Annotated in this window: 8 protein-coding genes; 5 read left to right on the forward strand and 3 right to left on the reverse strand. The window is 62.2% G+C overall.

Features of this window, described 5'->3' with window-relative positions; translation table 11 throughout:
• Positions 1-152 precede the first annotated feature (152 nt).
• Positions 153-1,781, reverse strand: coding sequence for a pyoverdine maturation tyrosinase PvdP (gene pvdP, locus DYL61_RS11845; RefSeq protein ID WP_135308440.1), 1,629 nt, complete (start codon positions 1,779-1,781; stop codon positions 153-155).
• Between the two features lie 142 nt (positions 1,782-1,923).
• Between pvdP and pvdM the strand changes: the two genes are divergently transcribed.
• The 5 genes from pvdM to DYL61_RS11870 all read left to right on the forward strand — a co-directional run bounded on the left by pvdM (position 1,924) and on the right by DYL61_RS11870 (position 9,863).
• A complete protein-coding gene (gene pvdM, locus DYL61_RS11850; protein WP_135308441.1) occupies positions 1,924-3,267 on the forward strand; it encodes a pyoverdine-tailoring dipeptidase-like protein PvdM in 1,344 nt (447 codons plus the stop codon).
• A 30-nt stretch (positions 3,268-3,297) separates the two neighbouring features.
• On the forward strand, positions 3,298-4,578 hold the full coding sequence (pvdN, locus tag DYL61_RS11855; protein WP_135308442.1) for a pyoverdine-tailoring periplasmic protein PvdN: 1,281 nt from the start codon (positions 3,298-3,300) through the stop codon (positions 4,576-4,578).
• A gap of 46 nt (positions 4,579-4,624) precedes the next feature.
• A complete protein-coding gene (gene pvdO, locus DYL61_RS11860) occupies positions 4,625-5,515 on the forward strand; it encodes a dihydropyoverdine dehydrogenase (protein ID WP_135308443.1) in 891 nt (296 codons plus the stop codon).
• A gap of 149 nt (positions 5,516-5,664) precedes the next feature.
• Positions 5,665-7,323: a cyclic peptide export ABC transporter gene (locus tag DYL61_RS11865; protein ID WP_135308444.1), complete on the forward strand. Its 1,659-nt coding sequence runs from the start codon at positions 5,665-5,667 to the stop codon at positions 7,321-7,323.
• Between the two features lie 95 nt (positions 7,324-7,418).
• Positions 7,419-9,863, forward strand: coding sequence for a TonB-dependent siderophore receptor (locus DYL61_RS11870; protein WP_135308445.1), 2,445 nt, complete (start codon positions 7,419-7,421; stop codon positions 9,861-9,863).
• Positions 9,864-9,923: 60 nt separating this feature from the next.
• Here the strand turns inward: DYL61_RS11870 and DYL61_RS11875 are convergent, their stop codons facing one another.
• Together DYL61_RS11875 and DYL61_RS11880 are read right to left on the reverse strand one after the other, a co-directional pair.
• Positions 9,924-10,883, reverse strand: a complete 960-nt coding sequence (locus tag DYL61_RS11875; protein WP_135308446.1) for an alpha/beta hydrolase — start codon at positions 10,881-10,883, stop codon at positions 9,924-9,926.
• Between the two features lie 59 nt (positions 10,884-10,942).
• The gene (locus DYL61_RS11880; RefSeq protein WP_476705392.1) at positions 10,943-21,325 is read right to left on the reverse strand and encodes an amino acid adenylation domain-containing protein; all 10,383 of its coding nucleotides are present in this window, start codon (positions 21,323-21,325) and stop codon (positions 10,943-10,945) included.
• Positions 21,326-21,458 lie beyond the last annotated feature (133 nt).

Here is a 21,458-nt window from a genome sequence, read left to right on the forward strand (position 1 = left end):
AAATGTGGGGGGGAGCTTGCTCCCGATGGCGGTGGGTCAGCTTGCAGGTGGGTTGACTGGTACACCGCCATCGGGGGCAAGCCCCCTCCCACAGGGGATCAGCGGTGTACTCAATTTCCAAGCCTGACATAGAGCCAAATGTAGTGAGGCCGTTAAGCTTCGCGGGGCTTGATCTTGAGGTGCCGCGCATACCAAGGCCGCTTCGGCACGCGTTTGAACAGTCCCTTCAGGGCATCGTTCTCATCACTGAACACAATTCGCAGCGCCAGCTTCATGGTTTCCGGATCCATCTCCATCGACCGCCCCATTTGCAACCCAGGCGTCGTGCTGCACCCGTGGGTATCCGGCCCCAACCAGGGGTCGCCCACCTCCACCCAGCGCCCCGGTGCGAACCAGGCCACGCCATTGACCTCCAGCCGGCTCACTTCCCCGGGGTTGAAGCGCTCGTGAGCGCGAAACCAGTCTTCGACACGGTCATCAATCCAGCCATGGAAGTGCCAGAACACAGGGTTCACGTGGGAGGAAAACGGGTCACCAAGAAAGTCGTTCTCGGGCGCGTACCAGCGTGGGGCAAAGTCCGAGGGGTCGCGGGCAAAGGGCACCGGGCCGCCATTGGATGGGTCGCGAGGCACCGAGGCCCAACGCATGTGCAGCCAGTCGTGCAGGCCCAGCTCCATCTCGGAACCCAGTTGTCCCAAGGTCAATTTGGCCAGGTAGCGCGGATCGCGGTACTGGGACTCCCAGACCTGAAAGTTGCTGTGATAGGTCTCGGCAGCTTTTATATCACTGACCCACTGGGTGTATTCGGCATCGTCCGGTGCCGACCACGTGGGCGGCAGCGCAAAGCCATCCTGGTTGTCGAAGTAGCGCACGAAGCCCAGGCGATCACGTTCCAGGGCGGGCTGGGGCTCGGGAAACGCGGGCCATGAGGGCAAGTCCTGCATGGAACGTGCGGTACCCAGCATGTGGCGGTGCATGAAGAAGAAATCGATGCCCGAGCCGTTACGGTCCTTGCGTTTGCCTCGGGCATCGCGCTCCTTGCCACGCGGGCCGGGTTGCCAGCCGATGCCCCGCAGCGCCTCGTGTTTTTCTTCGGAGAGTTTGTGCCACTTGTCACGGGTGGCGTGCCAGAGCTGGTGGAACAATCGGTGTTCGGGAGAGATCAGCCACGCAAGCAGCGTGGGGTTAAGCCCGATGCGTTGGCGCGCCTCAGGGAACAACTGCTTGTGGGCGACAAAGCGATGGTCGCGCTCGACCAGTGCCAAGGGCCGCTGTAAATCGAAGATCTGCCCACTGAGGGTTGTAGTGCCGGCATTGCCGAAGCTGGCCCAGACTTCATCGACCGTGGTCTTGAACTCATAGGCAGGCGAGCCGTCGGTGGTGTCGCGGTCGATCAGGCGCCAATAGAGCACATTGCCCGCTACGCCCGCCAAATCCCCCAATACGCGATAACGGGGCTCGCCCTCGCTGCGCAGATTGGCGGCGGTATCAAGATAGCCCCGCAGGCCACGACCGCGAGGCGCGATGTCCAGCAGCAGTTCCAGGCCTTGGTGCGGCAAGCCTTTGATAGCGGCATCACGCCCCTCCATGCGCAGGCTCCATACGCCGCGCAAGGTGTCAGCCAGATGCTGGCCAGTGGTATCGGCCAGGTCTACGGTGGCTTCACCCGGAGTAATGGGGAATTCTTCGCGCGTCAGCTCGCGATGGGCGTAAAAGGCCGCCGGCACGGCGGCACTCGTCAGCGCCAAGCCTGCGATGAACCCACGTCGAGAGATCGTCATTGTCTACCTTAGGAAACGGCTTTATCAGAGCTAGAACGTATGCATCGCGGAAAAATTTATAGCCTGCGCGACGGCACCTAAATTTCTCGCTCCATCGCTCGTTCTTCCCAGATAGCAAAGGCCTCAACCGACTGAGACGGCAATGACAAAACCACGTTCAAAAAAGGCACTGTATATAGGCCTGCCCCTGGCGCTGGCCATCGGGGCCGGGGCCGGTTTCCTGGCTTGGGACCATTGGTTCAGGAGCGATTACCCGCTTGCGGTGATCAAGCAGGCCAACGAACTGCAAGAGCGCGTGTTGTCCTTCGACAGCCATATCACCGTGCCTCTGGACTTCGGCACTGCCGGCAAGGAGGCCGACAAGGATGGCAGCGGCCAGTTTGACCTGGTCAAGGCCAACCGGGGGCGCCTGTCCGGTGCGGCGCTGACGATCTTCGGCTGGCCGGAGATGTGGAACGGGCCAAACGCGCCACACAAACCCACCGATGGTTTTGTCGACGAGGCCCGCAACCAACAAGAGGTGCGCTACAAGATCATCTCGGGCATGGTGCGTGACTACCCCAATCAGGTTGGCATTGCCTACACCCCCGAGGATTTCCGGCGGCTGCACGGCGAAGGCAAGTTTGCGATCTTTATCAGCATGCTCAACGCCTACCCGCTGGGCAACGATTTGAACCAGCTGGACCTGTGGGCCGCGCGCGGCATGCGCATGTTCGGGTTCAGTTATGTGGGCAACAATACCTGGTCCGATTCATCACGCCCGCTGCCCTTCTTCAATGACACCACCGACGCGCTCGACGGCCTGTCGGACCTTGGCCAGCAAGCGGTGCACCGCCTCAATGACCTGGGGGTGATCATCGACGTTTCGCAAATGTCGACCAAGGCCCTGGAGCAGGTCGCACGCTTGAGCCGCACGCCCATGGTCGCCTCCCACTCCGCGCCTCGCGCAGCGGTGGATATCCCGCGCAACCTCAGCGACAAAGAAATGCAATTGATCAAGCAGAGCGGCGGCGTGGTGCAAGTGGTCGGCTTCGGTACCTATCTGCGCCCACTGACGCAGAAGACCCAGGAAAAACTCAATACGCTGCGTGCGCATTTCGACCTGCCGCCCCTGCCCAACCTGCACGTGGCACTGATGCCGGGCGATCCGATCATTGCGGCCTGGCCCGAGCAGAAGTTCGGTGAGTACGCCAGCAGCCTGTACGCGATCCTCGAAGACGAACCCAAGGCCACCCTCAAGGACCTGGGTGACGCCATCGACTACACCGTGCGCAAGATCGGCATCGATCATGTGGGCATTGCTTCAGACTTCAACGATGGCGGCGGGATCGCAGGCTGGGACAACGTCGGCGAGATCCGCAACGTCACCGCCGAGCTGCTGCAACGGGGCTACTCGGAAGCCGATATCGCCAAGTTGTGGGGCGGCAACTTCCTGCGGGTCTGGGCCGAGGTCCAGCAAGCCGCCAAACCCGTCGCTCAGCGCTGACATACTTTCTTTCCCAAGCGAATCGACTTCATGACTGACCGCCGCACATTTCTCAAGCAGGCCGGCCTTCTCGCTGCCAGCCTGCCCCTGGGCGCCGCCTTCGCCCCCCAGGCTTTCGGCACGCAGCCGCCCGCGGGCAGCCAGGATAAGTGGACCGAACTGCGCCAGCTGTTCAACCAGGATCCGGCCTACCTGCATTTCTCCAACTTTCTGATCACCTCCCACCCCAAACCCGTGCGCGAGGCCATCGAACGCCACCGGGCCGACCTCGACCGCAACCCGGCCCTGGCCATGGATTGGGAGCTTGAACACACCTGGAAATGCGAGGCTCAGGTACGTGAATGGGCTGGCCGCTACGTGCAGGCCAAGCCCGCACAAATCGCCCTCACCGGCAGCACCACCGAAGGCCTGGCGATGATCTACGGGGGCATCCACGTGCGGCCCGACCAGGAAATTCTGACCACCGTCCATGAGCACTACTCCACACGCAACAGCCTGGAGTTCCGGGTGCGCAAGGAAGGCACCCAGGTGCGCAAGATCAAACTGTTTGAGGATGCTTACCGGGTCTCGGCAGACGAAGTGCTCGGTTCGATTGACCGCGCCATCCGCCCCAACACGCGCGTGCTGGGCATGACCTGGGTGCAGTCGGGTAGCGGCGTCAAGCTGCCCATTGGGGAAATCGGCAAGCTGGTGGAAGAACGCAACCGCCAGCGGGAAGAGAAGGACCGCATTCTCTATGTGGTCGACGGTGTCCACGGGTTTGGTGTTGAAGACCTGGCGTTTCCGGATATGCACTGCGATTTTTTCATTGCCGGCACCCACAAATGGATGTTCGGACCCCGAGGCACCGGGATCATTTGCGCTCGCTCCGAAATACTCACGGACGTGACCCCCACCGAACCGACCTTTTCCCAGGACACCGACTTCGCCACCAGCATGACCCCCGGCGGCTACCACGCATTCGAACATCGCTGGGCACTGGACGAAGCCTTCAAACTGCATTTGCAACTGGGCAAGGCCGACGTGCAGGCGCGTATCCATGAACTCAACAGCTACCTCAAGAGCCGCCTGCAACAACACCGCCAGATTGAGCTGGTGACCCCGCTCAGCCCCGCTCTGTCAGCCGGCTTTACCTTCTTCCGGGTCAAGGGCCAGGACAGCGAAAAAGTCGCCGCCCACCTGATGCAACAACGCGTGGTGGTCGACGCGGTGCACCGCGACGCCGGCCCGGTGGTGCGTACCGCCCCCGGCCTGCTGAACGACGAACAGCAGATCGACCGCCTGATGGCGGTGCTTGAACAAACCCTATGACCCGAAACGCCCCGAGGCGCCCTTTTTTCCTTTATAGAGACGACTCATGAACAAAGTCCCACTGCCTACTCGCCAGTCCCGCTCCCTGCGCGGGCTGCTGGCCCTGTCCCTGGCGACCCTGCTCGCGGGTGCCGCCCACGCAGCACCGACACCCGCACCCGGCAAGGTGTTCAAGGACTGCAAGAACTGCCCGGAAATGGTGGTGCTACCCGCTGGCAGCTACGTGATGGGCACGCCGGAGGGTGAAGTCGGCAAGGAAGGCGACGAAAGCCCGCAACATACCGTGACCTTCGCCAAACCCTTTGCCATGAGCCGCTTCCACGTCACCGCCGGGGAACTGGACGCTTACATCCGTGAAAGCGGTGTGGTGATCAAGGATGGCGACACCCGCCCAGGACGCCTGTGCCAAGCCAGCAAGCCCCGTTACAAACAGGGACCGCGCCAGCCAGCGGTGTGCATCGATTACTTCGAAGTCCAGGCCTATGCCGACTGGCTGTCGAAGAAAACCGGGCACACGTACCGCATGGTCAGCGAGGCCGAACGCGAATATGCCGCCCGGGCCGGCACTACCGGGCCCTTCCCCTTCCCTTTCGATGAGGAAGGCCAGTACCAGATCAGCAAACACGCCAATACCTATGGCCCCAAGGACGGCTATACCTACAGCGCCCCCGTGGGCAGCTACCCGCCTAACGCCTTCGGCATGTACGACATGCATGGCAACGTCTACGAGTGGGTCGCCGACTGCTGGCACCCCAACTACGAAGGCGCCCCCACCGACGGCAGCGCCTGGCTGACGGGCGGTGACTGCAACGACGCCCATATCCGTGGCAATGACTGGGGCGAAGCGCCGGTGTTCTCCCGCTCCGGGAATCGCAACAGCCGAGAGAAAAATGTCAGAGGTGATTTCCTCGGGTTCCGCGTCGCACGGGAACTCTGAACCTTCTGCGTCCCGTGGCGAGCCCGCTCGCCACACTGCCCTAAATCCCGCCTGCCGCCCTTCGTCTAGTTGCTAAGAACCCTCCAGAAATCCAAGCCCTTCGGGTCGTTCGTGCCGGATTTCGGGCATTCCCCACACAGGAATTTTTCATGACCAGCCAACCTCGCGGCGCCATCAGCGAACTTTTCGCCCTGCTCAAACCTTTCTGGCCCATCGTGACGCTCTCGATTGTGCTGGGCATGGTGGGTGGCTTGGCCATCACCACCCTGCTGGCGACCATCAATACCTCACTGCACTCGGACACCGGTCTCACCCAGGGGGTGGTGCTGCTGTTCGCCGGCCTTTGTGTGCTGGCCTTGGCCAGTTCGATTTTCTCGGATATCGGCACTAACTACGTCGGCCAGAAAATCATTGCCCGGCTGCGCAAGGAACTGGGGGAGAAAGTGCTCTCGGCGCCTATCGAGCAGATCGAGCGCTATCGCAACCACCGGCTGATCCCGGTGCTGACCCACGACATCGACACCATCAGCGACTTCTCCTTCGCCTTTGCGCCGCTGGCCATTTCCTTCACCGTGACCCTCGGTTGCCTGGGTTACCTGGCAATGCTGTCGTGGCCAATGTTTGTGATCATGCTGATCGCCATCGTCATCGGCAGCGTCGCGCAATACATCGCGCGCGCCCGTGGCATGAGCGGCTTCTATGCGGCGCGGGAGCAGGAAGAAGAGCTGCAAAAGCACTACACCGCGATTGCCTCCGGCGCCAAGGAGCTGCGCATCCATCGCCCCCGTCGCCACCGCATGAATGTCGATGGCATCCAGGCCGCCGCCAACAGCATCTGCGACACCCAGGTTCGCTCGGTGAACATCTTTATCGTCGCCAAGACCTTCGGCTCCATGCTGTTCTTCGTGGTGATCGGCCTGGCCCTGGCCTTGCAGGCCTACTGGCCGAGCGCCGACAAAAGCGTGATGAGCGGTTTCGTGCTGGTACTGCTGTATATGAAGGGGCCACTGGAGCACTTGATTGGAACGCTGCCGATTGTCAGCCGTGCGCAGATCGCCTTCCGACGCATTGCCGACCTGTCGGAGCGCTTTTCCTCGCCGGAGCCGCATCTGTTGCTCAGTGATGCCGAAGCGCCGAAAGCCTCGGTGCATAGCCTGGAACTGAACAATGTGCGCTTTGACTTCCCTCCCGTGGAGGGCAGCGAGCCATTTCGCCTGGGTCCGGTAAACCTGAACATCAAGCAAGGCGACATCATCTTCATCGTCGGCGAAAACGGTTGCGGCAAGACCACCTTGATCAAGTTGCTGCTGGGGCTCTATGCGCCGCAACAGGGCGAAGTGCGCCTCAACGGCCGACCGGTGACGGCTGAAAACCGGGACGACTACCGCCAGTTGTTCACCACCATCTTCGCCGACTACTACCTGTTCGATGACCTGGTACGTGACGGCCTGCACATTCCCGACACCGCCAACCAGTACCTGCAACGTCTGGAGATCGCCCACAAGGTCAGCATCAAGGACGGTGCCTTCACCACCACCGACCTTTCCACCGGCCAACGCAAACGCCTGGCACTGGTCAATGCCTGGCTCGAAGAACGCCCCGTACTGGTGTTTGACGAATGGGCGGCCGACCAGGACCCGACCTTCCGCCGGATTTTCTATACCGAGCTGCTGCCCGACCTCAAGCGCCTGGGCAAAACCATCATCGTCATCAGCCACGACGATCGCTATTTCGATATAGCCGACCAGCTGGTGCACATGAGTGCCGGGAAGGTCAGCGCCCAACAACAGGAAATCGCCACTGTTTAATTTCCGGTTTTTCCAGGGACGTGCGTCTTATTAGTTGATTGAGAAACAATCTCACTACCTTTAACCACTGCCGACCATCAAGAGCACTTTTTAAAATGCCTGCACATCGACTTCGCCCCCAGGCCCTGGCCCTAGTGATCCGTCATGCACTCAAGCCGGACCTGCGTTTCTGTACCCTGGGCCTGAGCGCCCTGTTGCCCATGTTGGTACAAGCCCAGGAAATAACCTTCAACATTCCGGCGCAGCCACTGAGCAGCGCATTGCAGGCCTTCGGCACCCAGTCGAACCTGCAAGTGCTCTACAGCCCGCAAGATGTGGAAGGCAAGCGCAGCACTGCCGTTTCCGGTCACCTGGAGCCGTCGGCCGCCATCGCCAAACTGCTGCAGGGCAGCGGTGTGTATTACCAAATGCAAAGTTCCTCCGTGACGGTCAGCGCCTCGAACAACAACGCGCTGCAACTGGGGGCGACCACCATCAGCGGCGAGGCCCTGGGGAGCACCACGGAAAACACCGGGTCCTACACCACCGGTGCAATGCAGACCGCCACCAAACTGCCCCTGTCCCTGCGCGAGACCCCACAGTCGGTGACCGTGATCACCCGCCAGCGCATGGATGACCAAGGCATGCGCAGCCTGGATGACGTCGTCCAGGCCACGCCCGGCCTGCGTCTGTCTGCCGCGCGCCCGGCCAACAGCGAGTATTTCGCCCGTGGTTTCCCGATCACCAACATCATGTTTGACGGCCTGCCAACCACCTACAACGCCGACTGGGTCGCCACTGCCGACCTGGCCCCCTACGATCGCGTCGAAGTAGTGCGCGGCGCCACCGGCATGATGCAAGGTGCCGGCAACCCATCGGCCGCCATTAACATGGTGCGCAAGCGTCCCACCAAGGAATTCCAGGCCAGCATCACCGGCAGCGCCGGCAGCTGGGACAACTACCGCAGTGAGCTGGACGTGTCCGGCCCGGTCAATGAAAGCGGCAGCGTGCGTGGCCGTTTTGTCGGTGCCTACCACGACAAGGACAGCTACCAGGATTACGCCGGGCGTGAACGCGGCGTGTTCTATGGCATCACTGAGTTCGATCTGACCGACAGCACCACCCTCACCGTGGGCGCCTCCGATCAGAACGACAATAACAACATCAACTGGGGTGGCTTGCCGGTCAGCCCGAATGGCAGCCACATGGGTTTCAACCGTTCCAAGTCGTTCGGCTACAGCTGGTCGCATCAGGACGTCGAAAACAAAACCGTATTCGTCGAACTGGACCAACGTTTCGACAACGACTGGCGCCTGCACCTGGGCGCGTCGAAGAACTGGTCCGACTTCAAGCTGGGTGGCGCCGTACTGGAGCGCAACAACGACGCGACGTACCGCCAGCGGGTGTTCAACCAGACCCGTGACTACGACCAGTCCACCTACGACTTCTTCGCCAGCGGCCCGTTCTCCTTGCTGGGACGCCAGCACGAACTGGTGGTGGGCGCCAGCAAGCGTCAACTCAAGACCGAGGCCGTGGGCGGCACCTCCTTCCTCAACAATATCGATATCAATAATTTCAACCCGAATACGCCCAGGCCTTTCGTTCCAGACATTTACTCCATCAATGACAAGGTCGACCAGGAGGGTCTCTACGTCACCACGCGCTGGAACCTCGCCGACCCACTCAAAGTCATTCTCGGCGCACGCCTGGACTGGTACGACTCGACGTCGATCTACGACCAGACCAACGACCAGTACTACACCTCGGGCAAAACCAAGGAAGTACGCCACGTCACCAAGTACGCTGGCGTGATCTACGACCTGGACGACAACCATTCGGTCTATGCCAGCTACACCGATATTTTCCAGCCCCAGGACGAGAAAAACGGCGACGGTGCCGGGATCAAGCCAATCACGGGCGAAAACTATGAAGTGGGCATCAAGGGGGAATACTTTGATGGCGCGCTCAATGCCAGCGCTTCGTTGTTCCAGATCGACCAGCTCAACCGTGCAGCAGAAGTGGCGGACGTCAGCACTTGCCGAGTCATCCCCGTAGGCAGCTACGCCTGCTACGAGGCTGCCGGCAAGGTCCGCAGCCGGGGTATCGAACTCGAGATCAACGGCGCCCTGACGCCAAACTGGCAGATCGGCGCCGGCTACACCTTCGCCCAGGCCAAGTACGAAAAAGATGCCGACAAGAACAAGGAAGGCACCCTGTTCGACACCGATGTGCCTCGCCACATGTTCAAGGCCAATACCACTTACCACCTGCAGGGCGACCTGAACAAGCTGCGAATCGGTGCAAACGTCTACAGCCAGAGCAGCACCTACAACAAAGGCAGCAACGTGTTCGGCAACTACCATATCGAACAGGAAGCCTACGCCCTGTTCGGCCTGATGGCCGGCTACCAGGTCACTAAAAACCTGGATACCCAACTGAACATCAACAACGTGTTCGACAAAAAGTACTACCAGGGCATCGCCAGCAACTCCACCTGGAGCCCTTACGATGTCTACGGTGACCCACGCAATTTCACCGTTACCGCCAAGTACACCTTCTGATCCACGCGTAAAAAAAACCGCAGCCCAACGGCTGCGGTTTTTTTATGCCACCTGCAAAGGTCAACCCAACCGCTGGGTCAGTGCCTGCGCGACACGTTCACGGGCCAGGTCGGCCTCATCGATGATCGACCCCATCCGCAGGAAGTCATGGCACATGCCGTCGAAGACCTCCAACTGCACCGCCACGCCACCGGCCTCAAGATGTCGGGCATAGGCCACCGCCTCGTCATGCAAGGGATCGCACTCGGCAACGATCAGCAAGACCGGTGCAACGTGGGCATTCACCGTGCCCAACAACGGCGAGAACCGGGGATCCAAACGGTCAGCGGGGTTGCTCTGGTATTGCTGGTAGAACCACTCCAGGGTGTCTTTCTCCAGCAAATGGCCGACGCCATAGCGCTCCACCGAGGCACTGACACGGCTGGCATCGGTGACCGGATAGATCAACACCTGCAAACGCGGGTGCGGCAAGGCCTGCTGGGCCGCCAGGCTATTGGCCAATACGGTGGCCAGGCTGCCGCCGACACTGTCGCCCACCACCGCCATGCGCTCAGGGTCGATACCCAGCTCCCGTGCATTGAGAGCCAACCATTGCCAAGCGTCCTCGGCATCATTGAATGCCGTCGGAAAGCGCCATTGCGGGGCCAATCGGTACTCCAGCGAGAGCACGGGCAAGCCCGAATCCAGGGCCAGGTTCCAGCACAGGGCATCGTGGGAATCCAGGCTTCCCACCACGTAGCCACCGCCGTGCAGGTACAACACGGCACCACTGAGCTGGTTGGCGTCCCACTCCGGCGGACGATACAGCCGGGCTTGCAAACGCTGGCCGTCCCGGGCCGTCAGGGCAATAGTCTGGATAAATTCGGGCTCATCGGCGCCCGGGTCCATCAGCGCCGACGACTGGTCAAACTGGCGACGGGCCTCCTCAGGTTGCAGTTGATGCATCGGCAAGGCTTTACCGCTGCGGCGGCCGCTGCCCACCAGTTCCAGGTAGGCGGCGAGGTCGGGATTGAGAGGCATGATCAAGTGTTCTCCGGACGGGCACCACGCTCGGTGGTGCCCGTCGACTGGTTCAAGGTTCAGGAAGGTTCGGTAACCGCCAGCAGCTCATTGAGGGCATCTTCCAATTCACGCAATACCGACGGCTCGCGCGGCACCTGGAAGTGACCGCACGTCAACGGCTGGGCAACCCAGCCAGCAGAGCCGATCTGACGAGCCAGCTCGTGCTGTTCGTCGTCACGCCCGGCGACCCACCAGCTCAATGGCTGCACCGCAACTTTCGGGCAGTAGTCCAGCGCTCGGGACAAGCGTTTAAGGGTCCGGGCACAGGCGAAGACTTGCGTCAGCTCATCCACTCCCAATCCGGCAGGCACCTGGCCCAGCGCCTGCACGATCAGTGCCCGCACGGTCTGCGGATTTTCCTCGCGGGTGTCGGACACATCCACGGCGGCGGCGCCAGGGACGGTCGCACGCAACAACTCGCTCAGATCATCCAGCCAGTGATCCGACTGCTGAACATTGGCCGGTGACGGTACGAAGCTGTCGAGCAGCGCCAGAAACTCCACGCCCTGCCCTTGTCGCTCCAGCTCAGCGGCCATCAGCAGACTCAAGGTTGCGCCCAACGACCAGCCCAGCAGGCGATACGGCCCCTGGGGTTGTTTGTCACGCAGATACCCGACGTAGTCCTTGGCCATGGCGACCAGGGACTGCTCCTCCCAGTTCGGGTCCAGCAGTTGCCGGGCCTGGATACCGATCACCGCGCAAGTGCCGTTCAGGCGACGCGCCAACGGTTCGTAGTCAAATACCGTACCGAACCCCGCATGCACGCAAAATAGCGGCGTTGTACCACTGACCTCGGCATTGAGCGCCAGCAACGGCACGTTCTTGCCCGGCGCGGCGGTGAGTTGGGCAATGCTCGGCTTCTGGATCAGATCACGCAGCCGCAAGGTGAAGCCGAATTTTTTCAAGGCGCGGGACTTGGCCACCACCTGCATGCTGAGAATCGAATCACCGCCCAGCTCGAAAAAGTTATCCGTCACCCCGACCCGCTCGACCTTGAGCACGGTTTGCCAGATAGCGGCCATGGCCTGCTCCAGCTCGTTGCGTGGCGCCAGGTATTCGCTGCGCGCGTCGGGCATCGGCAACGCGTTACGGTCCAGCTTGCCATTGGGGTTCAGGGGCAGTCGGTCCAGTACCATCAGTTGCGCCGGCACCATGTAGTCGGGCAGCGCCTGCTTCAAGCGCTCGCGCAAGCTGTCGAGCACGCCCTGCGGCGCAAAATCACTCAGGGTGACATAACCAAACAGCTGATTGCCGCTCGGCCCTTCGCGCACCACCACGGCGGCGTGCCCGACCTCGTCCATGGCAGTGAGGCAGGCTTCGATTTCCCCCAACTCAATACGGAACCCACGGATCTTCACCTGGTTATCCAGGCGACCGAGGTAGTCGAATGTGCCGTTTTCCCGTTGGCGCACCAGGTCGCCGGTGCGGTACAGGCGACCGCCGCGGGCACAAGGGTCTGCCACAAAGCGCTCGGCGGTGAGGCCGGCACGGTTCAGATAGCCCCGTGCCACGCCTTCGCCCCCCAGGTACAACTCGCCCGCGACGCCCGGTGGCAGAGGGTTCAGGTCAATGTCCATGACATAGGCGCTGCGCTGGCCCACACACTCGCCGATCGGAGCGTAGATCGCACCGCATGGCTGGCCTTCGGCGGCCTTCCAGATCAATGGCGTGACCACGGTTTCCGTCGGGCCATAACCGTTGATGATGTACTGCGGCTTGAGCGCCTCGCGCGCCAGCGCGTAGCTGGCCTCGGGCACGGCGTCGCCGCCAAAGCAGTAGATCCGTACCGGTGGCGGGTTGCCGTCGAGCCGCGCATGCTCGGCCAACTGCAACAGGTACACCGGCGGGAACGCCGCCACGGTCACGCCATGCTGGTGCATCGCGCTGTAGGTCTGCTCAGGTGTCCAAAGCTCATCATCACGCAGCAACAGGCAACCGCCGTGAGTCAGGGTAGTGAGCCAACGCTCGTGCGCGCCGTCGAACGCGAACGACATGAACAACAGCTCGCAATCGGCAGGGCTCATTTCGTAGCGTTCACCCACGGCCTGGCAGTGCATGGCCAGCGGGCCGTGGCTGACGACAACGCCTTTGGGCTGGCCGGTGGAGCCGGAGGTGTAGATCACATAGGCGAGATTTTCCGGATGAACCCGGTTCTGCGGGGCCGACGCGGGCCATTGGCAGGTTTCGAGACGGTCCACTTCAAGCACATGCAGCGCCGGATTGATGGGCAGGCTGGCGACGATCCGCGAGTCGGTCAGCAACAGCGCAATGCCGGAATCCTGCATCAAGTAGCTCAAGCGCTCGCGCGGGTAAGCCGCATCGATGGGCACATAGGCCGCGCCGGCTTTCAAGACAGCGAGCAAAGCGACGATCATGGTTTCGCTGCGGGGCAAGGCCACCCCTACCCGCACTTCCGGCCCCACGCCTTCGGCGATCAAGTGATGGGCCAGTTGATTGGCACGGGTTTCCAGTTGTGCAAACGACAGGCTGCGCTCACCGACCTTGACCGCCGTCGCGCTGCCCTGGCGCTCGGCCCAGTGCTGGATGCGCTCATGCACCAGCGGCGCGGGTGCACTGGCTGGCAGTGCAAGCTGTGGCGCAGGCGGCGTGTACTTCAGGCCCAGATTACCGACAGGTTGGCGAGCGTCGGCCGCCAGCGCCAGCATCAACGCTTCCATATTCGCCCGGATGCCTTCCACGGCCGCGTCACTGAAGCATTGGCGCAAGTACATGTACTCGATCGCCAGATAGTCTTCCAGGGTCACCATCAGGTCCATCGGGAAGTCTGTCAGGCCCGCACCGCCAACATCGCCGAAGCGCAGGGAGTCATCCTTCCACTCCCGTAGGGTGCGGTCCAGCGGTTGGTTTTCGAACACGATAATGCTGTCGAACAGGGCTTGCCCGCTGCGGCCGGCCCAGCGCTGGATATCCCCCAGCGGGGTGTATTCATGATCGCGCAGCTCCAGGTTGACCCGCTGCAAATCCTGCAACCATTGGCCGACAGAAGCCTGGGGGTCGACTTCATGGATCACCGGCAAGGTATTGATGAACAGGCCGAGCATGCTCTGTGCCCCCGGCAAGGCGCTGGGGCGCCCGGCCACCGTCGCCCCGAAGCACACGGTACGCTGGCCACTGTAACGGCTGAGCAGCAACAACCACGCGCCCTGTACCAGGGTGTTCAGGGTTATACGCTGCGCAGCCGCAAACGCCTTCAAGTCCTGGGTCACTTGCGGCGTGAAGCGACTGTAAAGGGCCTGGTGCCCCTGTTCGCGTTTGCCACTGGCGAAGGCATCGGCGAGGTAAGTCGGTTCCTCGAACTCGGCCAGCTGCTTGCCCCAGAACGCTTGGCTGATCGAGGGGTCCTGTTGGCGCAACCAACCGATATAGTTGCGATAAGGCACTACCGGCGCGAGGGTCTGCCCGGAATAGGCGGCCAATATTTCACCCATCAACTGCGACGTGCTCCAGCCGTCCAGCAGGATGTGGTGATAGGTCCAGATCAATTGGTAGCGGTCATCCCCCAGGCGAATCAACACCACGCGCTGCAAGGGCGGCTGGGCGAGGTTGAAGCCGCGCAAGCGTTCCTCCCGCGCCAGGTCCTTGACCAGCACGTCCGTGGCCGGCTCATGACGCCAGTCCAGTTCGGTCAGCGGCAACCCGATATCACGCAGTACGAACTGCACGGGCTCATCCAGGTTCTGCCACAGGAAGCCGGTGCGCAGCACATCGTGGCGCTGCGCGACGGACTCCCATGCCTGGCGCAGGCGCGCCACTTGCAGGCCTTCGACCGAGACATTGAGCTGGTTGATATACAACTCATCCTCAGGGTCGCTGTTGAGCCCCAGGAACAACATGCCCTGCTGCATCGGTGACAAGCTGTAGAGCGCTTCGACCTGCCCATGGGGAATCGGCAACGCCTGCACCTGCCGCTCATTCAAGCCATGCAAGGCCACAGGTTGCACGTCAGCCGGAGCCTGCACCTGGGTCACAATGCCAGCCAGTTTCTCGATGGTCTGTTGCAGGAACAGATCCTTGGGGGCGAGCTGCAAACCCAGCTGCCGGGCCTGGCTGACCACCTGGATCGAAATGATCGAATCTCCGCCCAGGGCAAAGAAGTTATCGATAACGCCCACCCGCGGCAGGTTCAGCACGTCTTGCCAGATCGTCACCAGTTGTTGCTCGACCTCCGTGCGCGGTGCACGGTACTCCTCCAGCGCCTGACTCATATCCGGCGCCGGCAACAGGTTGCGGGCAAGCTTGCCGTTGGCCGTAACCGGCATCTGTGCCAGCAGCAGCCAGTGTGCCGGGACCATATAGTCAGGCAATTCCCGGCCCAGAAACTGCGCCAGTTCACTGCGCAACCGGGCGCCCTCCTCGCTGCCCGGCGCGGGCACCGTACCGTCGGCCGTCACGCAATAGCCCACCAACTGTTTGCCCAGCGCACCGTCAACCGCCAGCACCACCGCCTCGCGCACCTGAGGGTGCTCCACCAGTCGCGCCTCGATTTCGCCCAGCTCAATGCGCAGGCCACGGATCTTCACCTGATGGTCAATGCGACCGACGTAGTCAATCACGCCGTGCTCGCGGTAACGCGCCAGGTCGCCGGTACGGTACAGGCGGCCGCCACCGACGGGGTCGAACGGGTCAGGCACAAAACGTTCGGCGGTGAGTGCCGGGCGCTGATGGTATCCCCGGGCCAGCCCGATCCCGCCCAGATACAGCTCACCGCTGACCCCACGGGCCGCCGGGGTCAGGCTTGGCTCCAGAATGTGGGTCTTGAGATTGTCGATCGGCAGGCCGATGGGCACGCTGACGCCGTGCTCCTCGCCACAGGTCCAATGGGTCACGTCGATAGCCGCTTCGGTCGGGCCATACAGGTTGTACAGGCCAGCGGCAGGCAAGCGCGCCCGGGTCTGGTCCGAGAGTGCCTTGGACAAGGCCTCCCCGCTGCACACCACCCGACGAAGGCTCTGGCACTGCTCCACACCTTCGCTGCTCATAAACACCTGCAACATCGAAGGTACGAAATGCAGGGTGCTGACCTGATAGCGCTGGATGGTGTCGCGCAAGCGTTCCGGGTCGCGATGGTCGCCGGGCTGGGCGATGGCCAGGCGCGCGCCGGCCATCAACGGCCAGAAGAACTCCCACACCGACACGTCAAAGCTGAACGGCGTCTTCTGCAACACCGTGTCGTCAGCCTGCAAGCCATAGGCTTTTTGCATCCAGTCCAGGCGATTGAGCAACGCCTCGTGAGTGTTGCCTGCCCCCTTGGGTCGACCGGTTGAGCCAGAGGTGTAGATCACATAGGCCAGGTTATTGGACGACAGTGCTGGCGACGGGTTGCTGTCGCTGTAACTTTCCAGCCAGCCGCCGTCCTGGTCCAGGCACAGACTGTGCATCGATTCGGCGATGGGCAACTGCGCCAGCAGGTGGCTCTGGGTCAGCAGCAGCTTCACCCCGCTGTCTTCCAGCATGTAGGCCAATCGGTCCGTCGGATAGTCCGGGTCCAGGGGCACATAGGCACCGCCAGCCTTGAGAATGGCCAGCAAGCCCACCACCATTTCCAGGCTGCGCTCCAGCGCCACGCCCACCAGCACTTCAGGGCCCACGCCCAATTCGCGTAGCTTGTGCGCCAGACGGTTGGCCCGACGATTGAGTTGCTCATAGCTCAGGGTCTGGTCGGCGAACAGCAACGCAGGGGCATGGGGCTGCTGACGAACCTGGTGCTCGAAGCGCTGATGAACATAGCGCTCACCCGGATAGATCGCATCGGTGCGGTTCCAGGTACGCAGAATCTTGCGCCGCTCGGCGTCATCCAGCAGCCGCAGTTCATCGACACGCTGCGCCGGCTGCTCGATGATCGCCTGCAGCAGGTTGCGCCAATGCCGGCCCATCTGTTCAATGGTGCTGGCGTCGAACAATTGGGTCGCATAGGTAAACGCCGCAGACAGGCCACTGTGGTGTTCGACGGTGTCCAGGGCGAGGTCGAACTGGGTGCTGTGGGCTTGCCAATTCAGACCTTCCACGGTCAGGCCGGGGAGTGATAGACGGGGGCCCTTTACGTCGGTCTGGTGGTTGAACATCACTTGGAACAATGGGCTGTGGTTCAAGCTGCGCTGTGGCTGCAACGCATCCACCAGTTGCTCGAACGGCAGGTCTTGGTGGGCCTGGGCCTCCAGTGCCGTGTGCTTGACCTGTTGCAGGACGTCGCTAAAGGTCGCATGGGTGTCGAATTCGGCCTGGAGCACCTGGGTATTGACGAAAAAGCCGATCAATCGCTCGATTTCGCCACGCGTGCGGTTGGCCACCGGCACACCCACCCGCACCTGCGACTGCGCCGAATAGCGCTGTAACAAGGTCTGGAACGAGGCCAGCAAGAGCATGAACAAGGTCACGCCCTCATGTTTGGCCAGGGCCTTGAGATCGTTGATCATGGCCGGCTCAAGGTTGATCGTCACCTGGGCGCCGGCACGACTGGGCAACGCAGGGCGGGCACGGTCGGTGGGCAACTCCAGCACCGGTTGCTCGCCGCCCAGTTTCTGCGTCCAGTACGCCAACTGGCGGTCGCGCTCGCCGGCCTGCAACCACTGGCGTTGCCAGGCGGCGTAGTCGGCGTATTGGATCGGCAATGGCGCCAGCTCTACGGCCTGCCCCTGGCTGAATCCGGCATAGCGTTGCACCAGTTCATCCACCAAGATGGAGGTTGACCAGCCGTCGGTCACGATGTGGTGCAAGGTCAATACCAGCACGTGCTCATCAGCATCCAGGCGCAGCAACTTGACCCGCAGCAACGGGCCCTGTACCAGGTCAAACGGCAGTTGCACCAGGTGCTGGACCCGCGCCGTCAGTTGCGCCTCGCTGTCCAGCGCTTCCTGATCCAGCACAAAGGCCGTGGCCGGATGAATGATCTGCAACGGCGTATCACCGTCCTGACGGAAGGTGGTACGCAGGGTTTCGTGGCGGCTGATCAACGCCTCGAAAGCCTGGCGCAGCGCCTGAGGGTCAAGGTGGCCAGTCAAGCGCAGGGCAGCGCTGATGTTATAGGCGGCGCTGGCAGGCTCAAGCTGCCAGAGAATCCACTGCCGCTGCTGGGCATAAGACACCGCCAGCGGCTGGCCGCGCTCGACTACAGGCATCGCCTGTACGGCGGCACCACTCGCCTGCGCGGCGAGTTCGGCAAACCCCTGCAGGTCCTGAGCCTCGAACAGACGGCGCAACGGCACCTCAAGATCCAGGCGCTGACGAATGCGTCCGATCATCTGAGTGGCGAGCAACGAATGCCCGCCCAGTTCGAAGAAGTTGTCGGTCAAGCCGACCTGGTCCACCTTCAACACCTCGGCCCAGATGTGTGCCAAGGCGACTTGCAGTGGCGTCTGCGGCGCGACATGGACGCCTTGCTGCGCAGTGGCATCCGGGCGCGGCAGGGCCTTACGGTCGACCTTGCCATTGGGGGTCAGCGGCAGCTTGTCCACGACTACCAGATGCGTCGGCACCATATAGTCGGGCAGTTGCTGTTTCATATGGTTTTTCAGCGCCTGGCGCCAGGCACTCTGGGCATCGTCGTCGGCCTGGTGGGCAGCGGCGTCAACGCTGACCAGGTAGGCAGCCAATTGTTTTCCCAGCGGGCCATCGATATCGATCACCACGGCTTCGCGCACTTGCTCATGGGCCACCAGGCATGCTTCGATCTCACCCAGCTCAATGCGGAACCCGCGGATTTTCAATTGGTGATCGAGGCGCCCGATGTACTCCACCACACCGTCCTGGCGATAGCGCACCAGGTCGCCGGTACGGTACAGGCGACCGTTGCCGAACGGGTCCGGTACAAAGCGTTCGGCGGTCAGGCCGGGACGCCGCAGGTAACCCCGCGCCAGACCGTCACCGCCGATATACAACTCGCCGCTGACACCCACGGGAACTGCATCGAAGTTGTCATCCAGGATATGGAATGCGGTATTGGCAATGGGTCGCCCCAGCCAGGTTCCGGCGTGCGGGCCGACGTAGTGTACGCCGGACCAGATGGTGGTCTCGGTGGGACCGTACAGGTTCCAGACATGACCGGCCTGGGCGATCAGGCGCTGGGCCAGTTCCGCCGTCAGGGCCTCGCCGCCGCAGAGGATTTTCTTGCCCTTGAGTGCGCCTTCCGGGGCCGCATCCAACACCATGCGCCAGGTCGACGGCGTGGCCTGGATCACGCTGGCCGCTTGCTCATCGATAACCTTGAGCAGCGCATGGGGGTCCTTGTTTTCCTGGTCCCGCAACAGCACCACCGCAGCGCCCCGCAACAGCGGCAAGTACAACTCCAGGCCCGCGATGTCGAAGGACAACGAGGTCAGGGACAAAACCCGGTCACTGGCGGTTATGCCCGGTCGCTCGCCCATGGTCCACAGGAAGTTGACCAAGGCGTCGTGACGAATGGTCACGCCCTTGGGCAGGCCTGTGGAGCCGGAGGTATAGATCACGTAAGCCAGGTTCCCCGGCAATACCTGCGCCACAGGGTTTTGCTCACTGCAATCGTCCAGCCAGCCTGACGCCTGATCCAGGCACAGGCTCTGGACCGTTGCCGGGATCGGTAGGTTTTCCAGCAGGCGGCCCTGGGTCAGCAGCAGTTGCAGGCCGCTGTCATTCATCATGTGGGCCAGGCGCTCGGACGGGTAATCCGGGTCGAGGGGGACGTAGGCACCGCCGGCCTTGAGGATCGCCAACAGGCCGATGATCATCTGCGGTCCGCGCTCGAGGGCCACCCCCACCAACGCTTCCGGACCGACACCCAGGTCGCGCAGTTTGTGCGCCAACTGATTGGCCTGCCGGTTGAGTTCACGGTAGCTCAGCGATTGCCCGGCGAACACCAAGGCACAGGCCTCGGGGGATCGCTCGGCCTGGGCTTCGAACAGCTGCGGTACGCACTGCCCCTGGGGATAGTCCGCCGTGGTGCGGTTCCAGTCATGGATGATGCGCTGGCGCTCGTCGGCGCCCAGCAACGGCAGTTCATCGACCCGTTGCTGCGGCTGCGCAATGATTGCCAGCAGCAGGTTATGCCAATGTCGACCCAACTGTTCGATGCTGCCAGCGTCGAACAGGTCGACGGCATAGGTCAGGGACGCCGACAGGCCGGCGGTATGCTCGGCGGTGTCCAGGGTCAGGTCGAACTGGGTGGTATGGCTTTGCCAGTCCAGCGTGTTCACGCTCAGTCCAGGGAGCTGGCGGCCAGCACTCGCGGCTTGGGTTTGGTGGTTGAACATCACCTGGAACATCGGGGTGTGGCTCATGCTCCGTTCCGGCTGCAGCGCTTCCACCAGTTGCTCGAAAGGCAGGTCCTGATGGGATTGGGCATCCAGCGCCGTCTGCCGCACCTGTTCCAACAAGTCGCTGAAGCGCATCTGCGCGGTGAACTCGGCCTGCAGCACCTGGGTGTTGACGAAGAAGCCGATCAGGCTTTCGGTCTCACTGCGGGCCCGATTGGCAATCGGCACCCCGACCCGCACCTGGCGTTGCCCGGAGTAGCGATGCAACAACGCCTGGAAAGACGCCAGCAGCACCATGAACAACGTCACGCCCTGCTGTTGCGCCAGGCCCTTGAGGGACGCCAGCAAGGCCGCATCCACGTCGATAGCCACCCGTGCACCGACACCGCTGGGCACCGTCGGACGCACACGGTCGGCGGGCAGCTCCAGCACCGGTTGCTCGCCCCCGAGTTTTTCCAGCCAGTAAGCCAGTTGGCGCTCGCGTTCGCCGGCGTCCATCCAATTGCGCTGCCAGAGGGCATAGTCGCCGTACTGGATCGGCAGTGCTGGCAACGCCGCCGCCTGACCCTGGGTGTAACCGACATACAGTTGCACCAGGTCATTGACCAGAATGGGCATCGACCAGCCATCGGCGACGATATGGTGCACTGTCAGTACCAGCACATGGTCCTGTTCGGCCACTTGCAGCAACTTCATGCGCAGCAGGGGGCCCTGTTGCAGGTCAAACGGGCTTGAAGTCTGGGCCTGTACATAGTCGGTGATCTGACGTTCAGTATCGCCATCACTCAAGGAGTCGACGTACAAATTGAATTCACCGGCGGGATGCACCACCTGCACCGTCCGATCATCCTCCTGCAAAAACGTGGTGCGCAGCACCTCATGGCGTTCCACCAGAGCAGCACAACTGGCCCGCAGGGCATCGACATCCAGCGCGCCTTCCAGGCGCAGGGCCGCGCAGATGTTGTAGGCGCTGCTGTCCGGCGCCAACTGCCAGAGAAACCACTGGCGTTGCTGGGCATAGGAAAGCAGGAGAGGTTCGGCACTGGCTCTTTTGAAGATCGGCGTGAGCCCATAGAGGTTGACGCCCTGGCGCTTGAGCAAAGTGGCGAGCGCCTTGCGTTCCTTGGGTGACAATGACTCTACGGAATCGAGCAATGCTTGCACTTGAACCTCTCCTACAAAGATATCGGCTCAACACGCCTGGGGCACGCATGGGTGTTGAGCACATGAAAAAGCCGGACTTTTGCCGGCTCCTTGAATGCTGAAAATGAGCGTCCACCCTGGGTGG

It is taken from the genome of Pseudomonas nabeulensis, from assembly GCF_004682045.1.
Lineage (GTDB): Bacteria > Pseudomonadota > Gammaproteobacteria > Pseudomonadales > Pseudomonadaceae > Aquipseudomonas > Aquipseudomonas nabeulensis.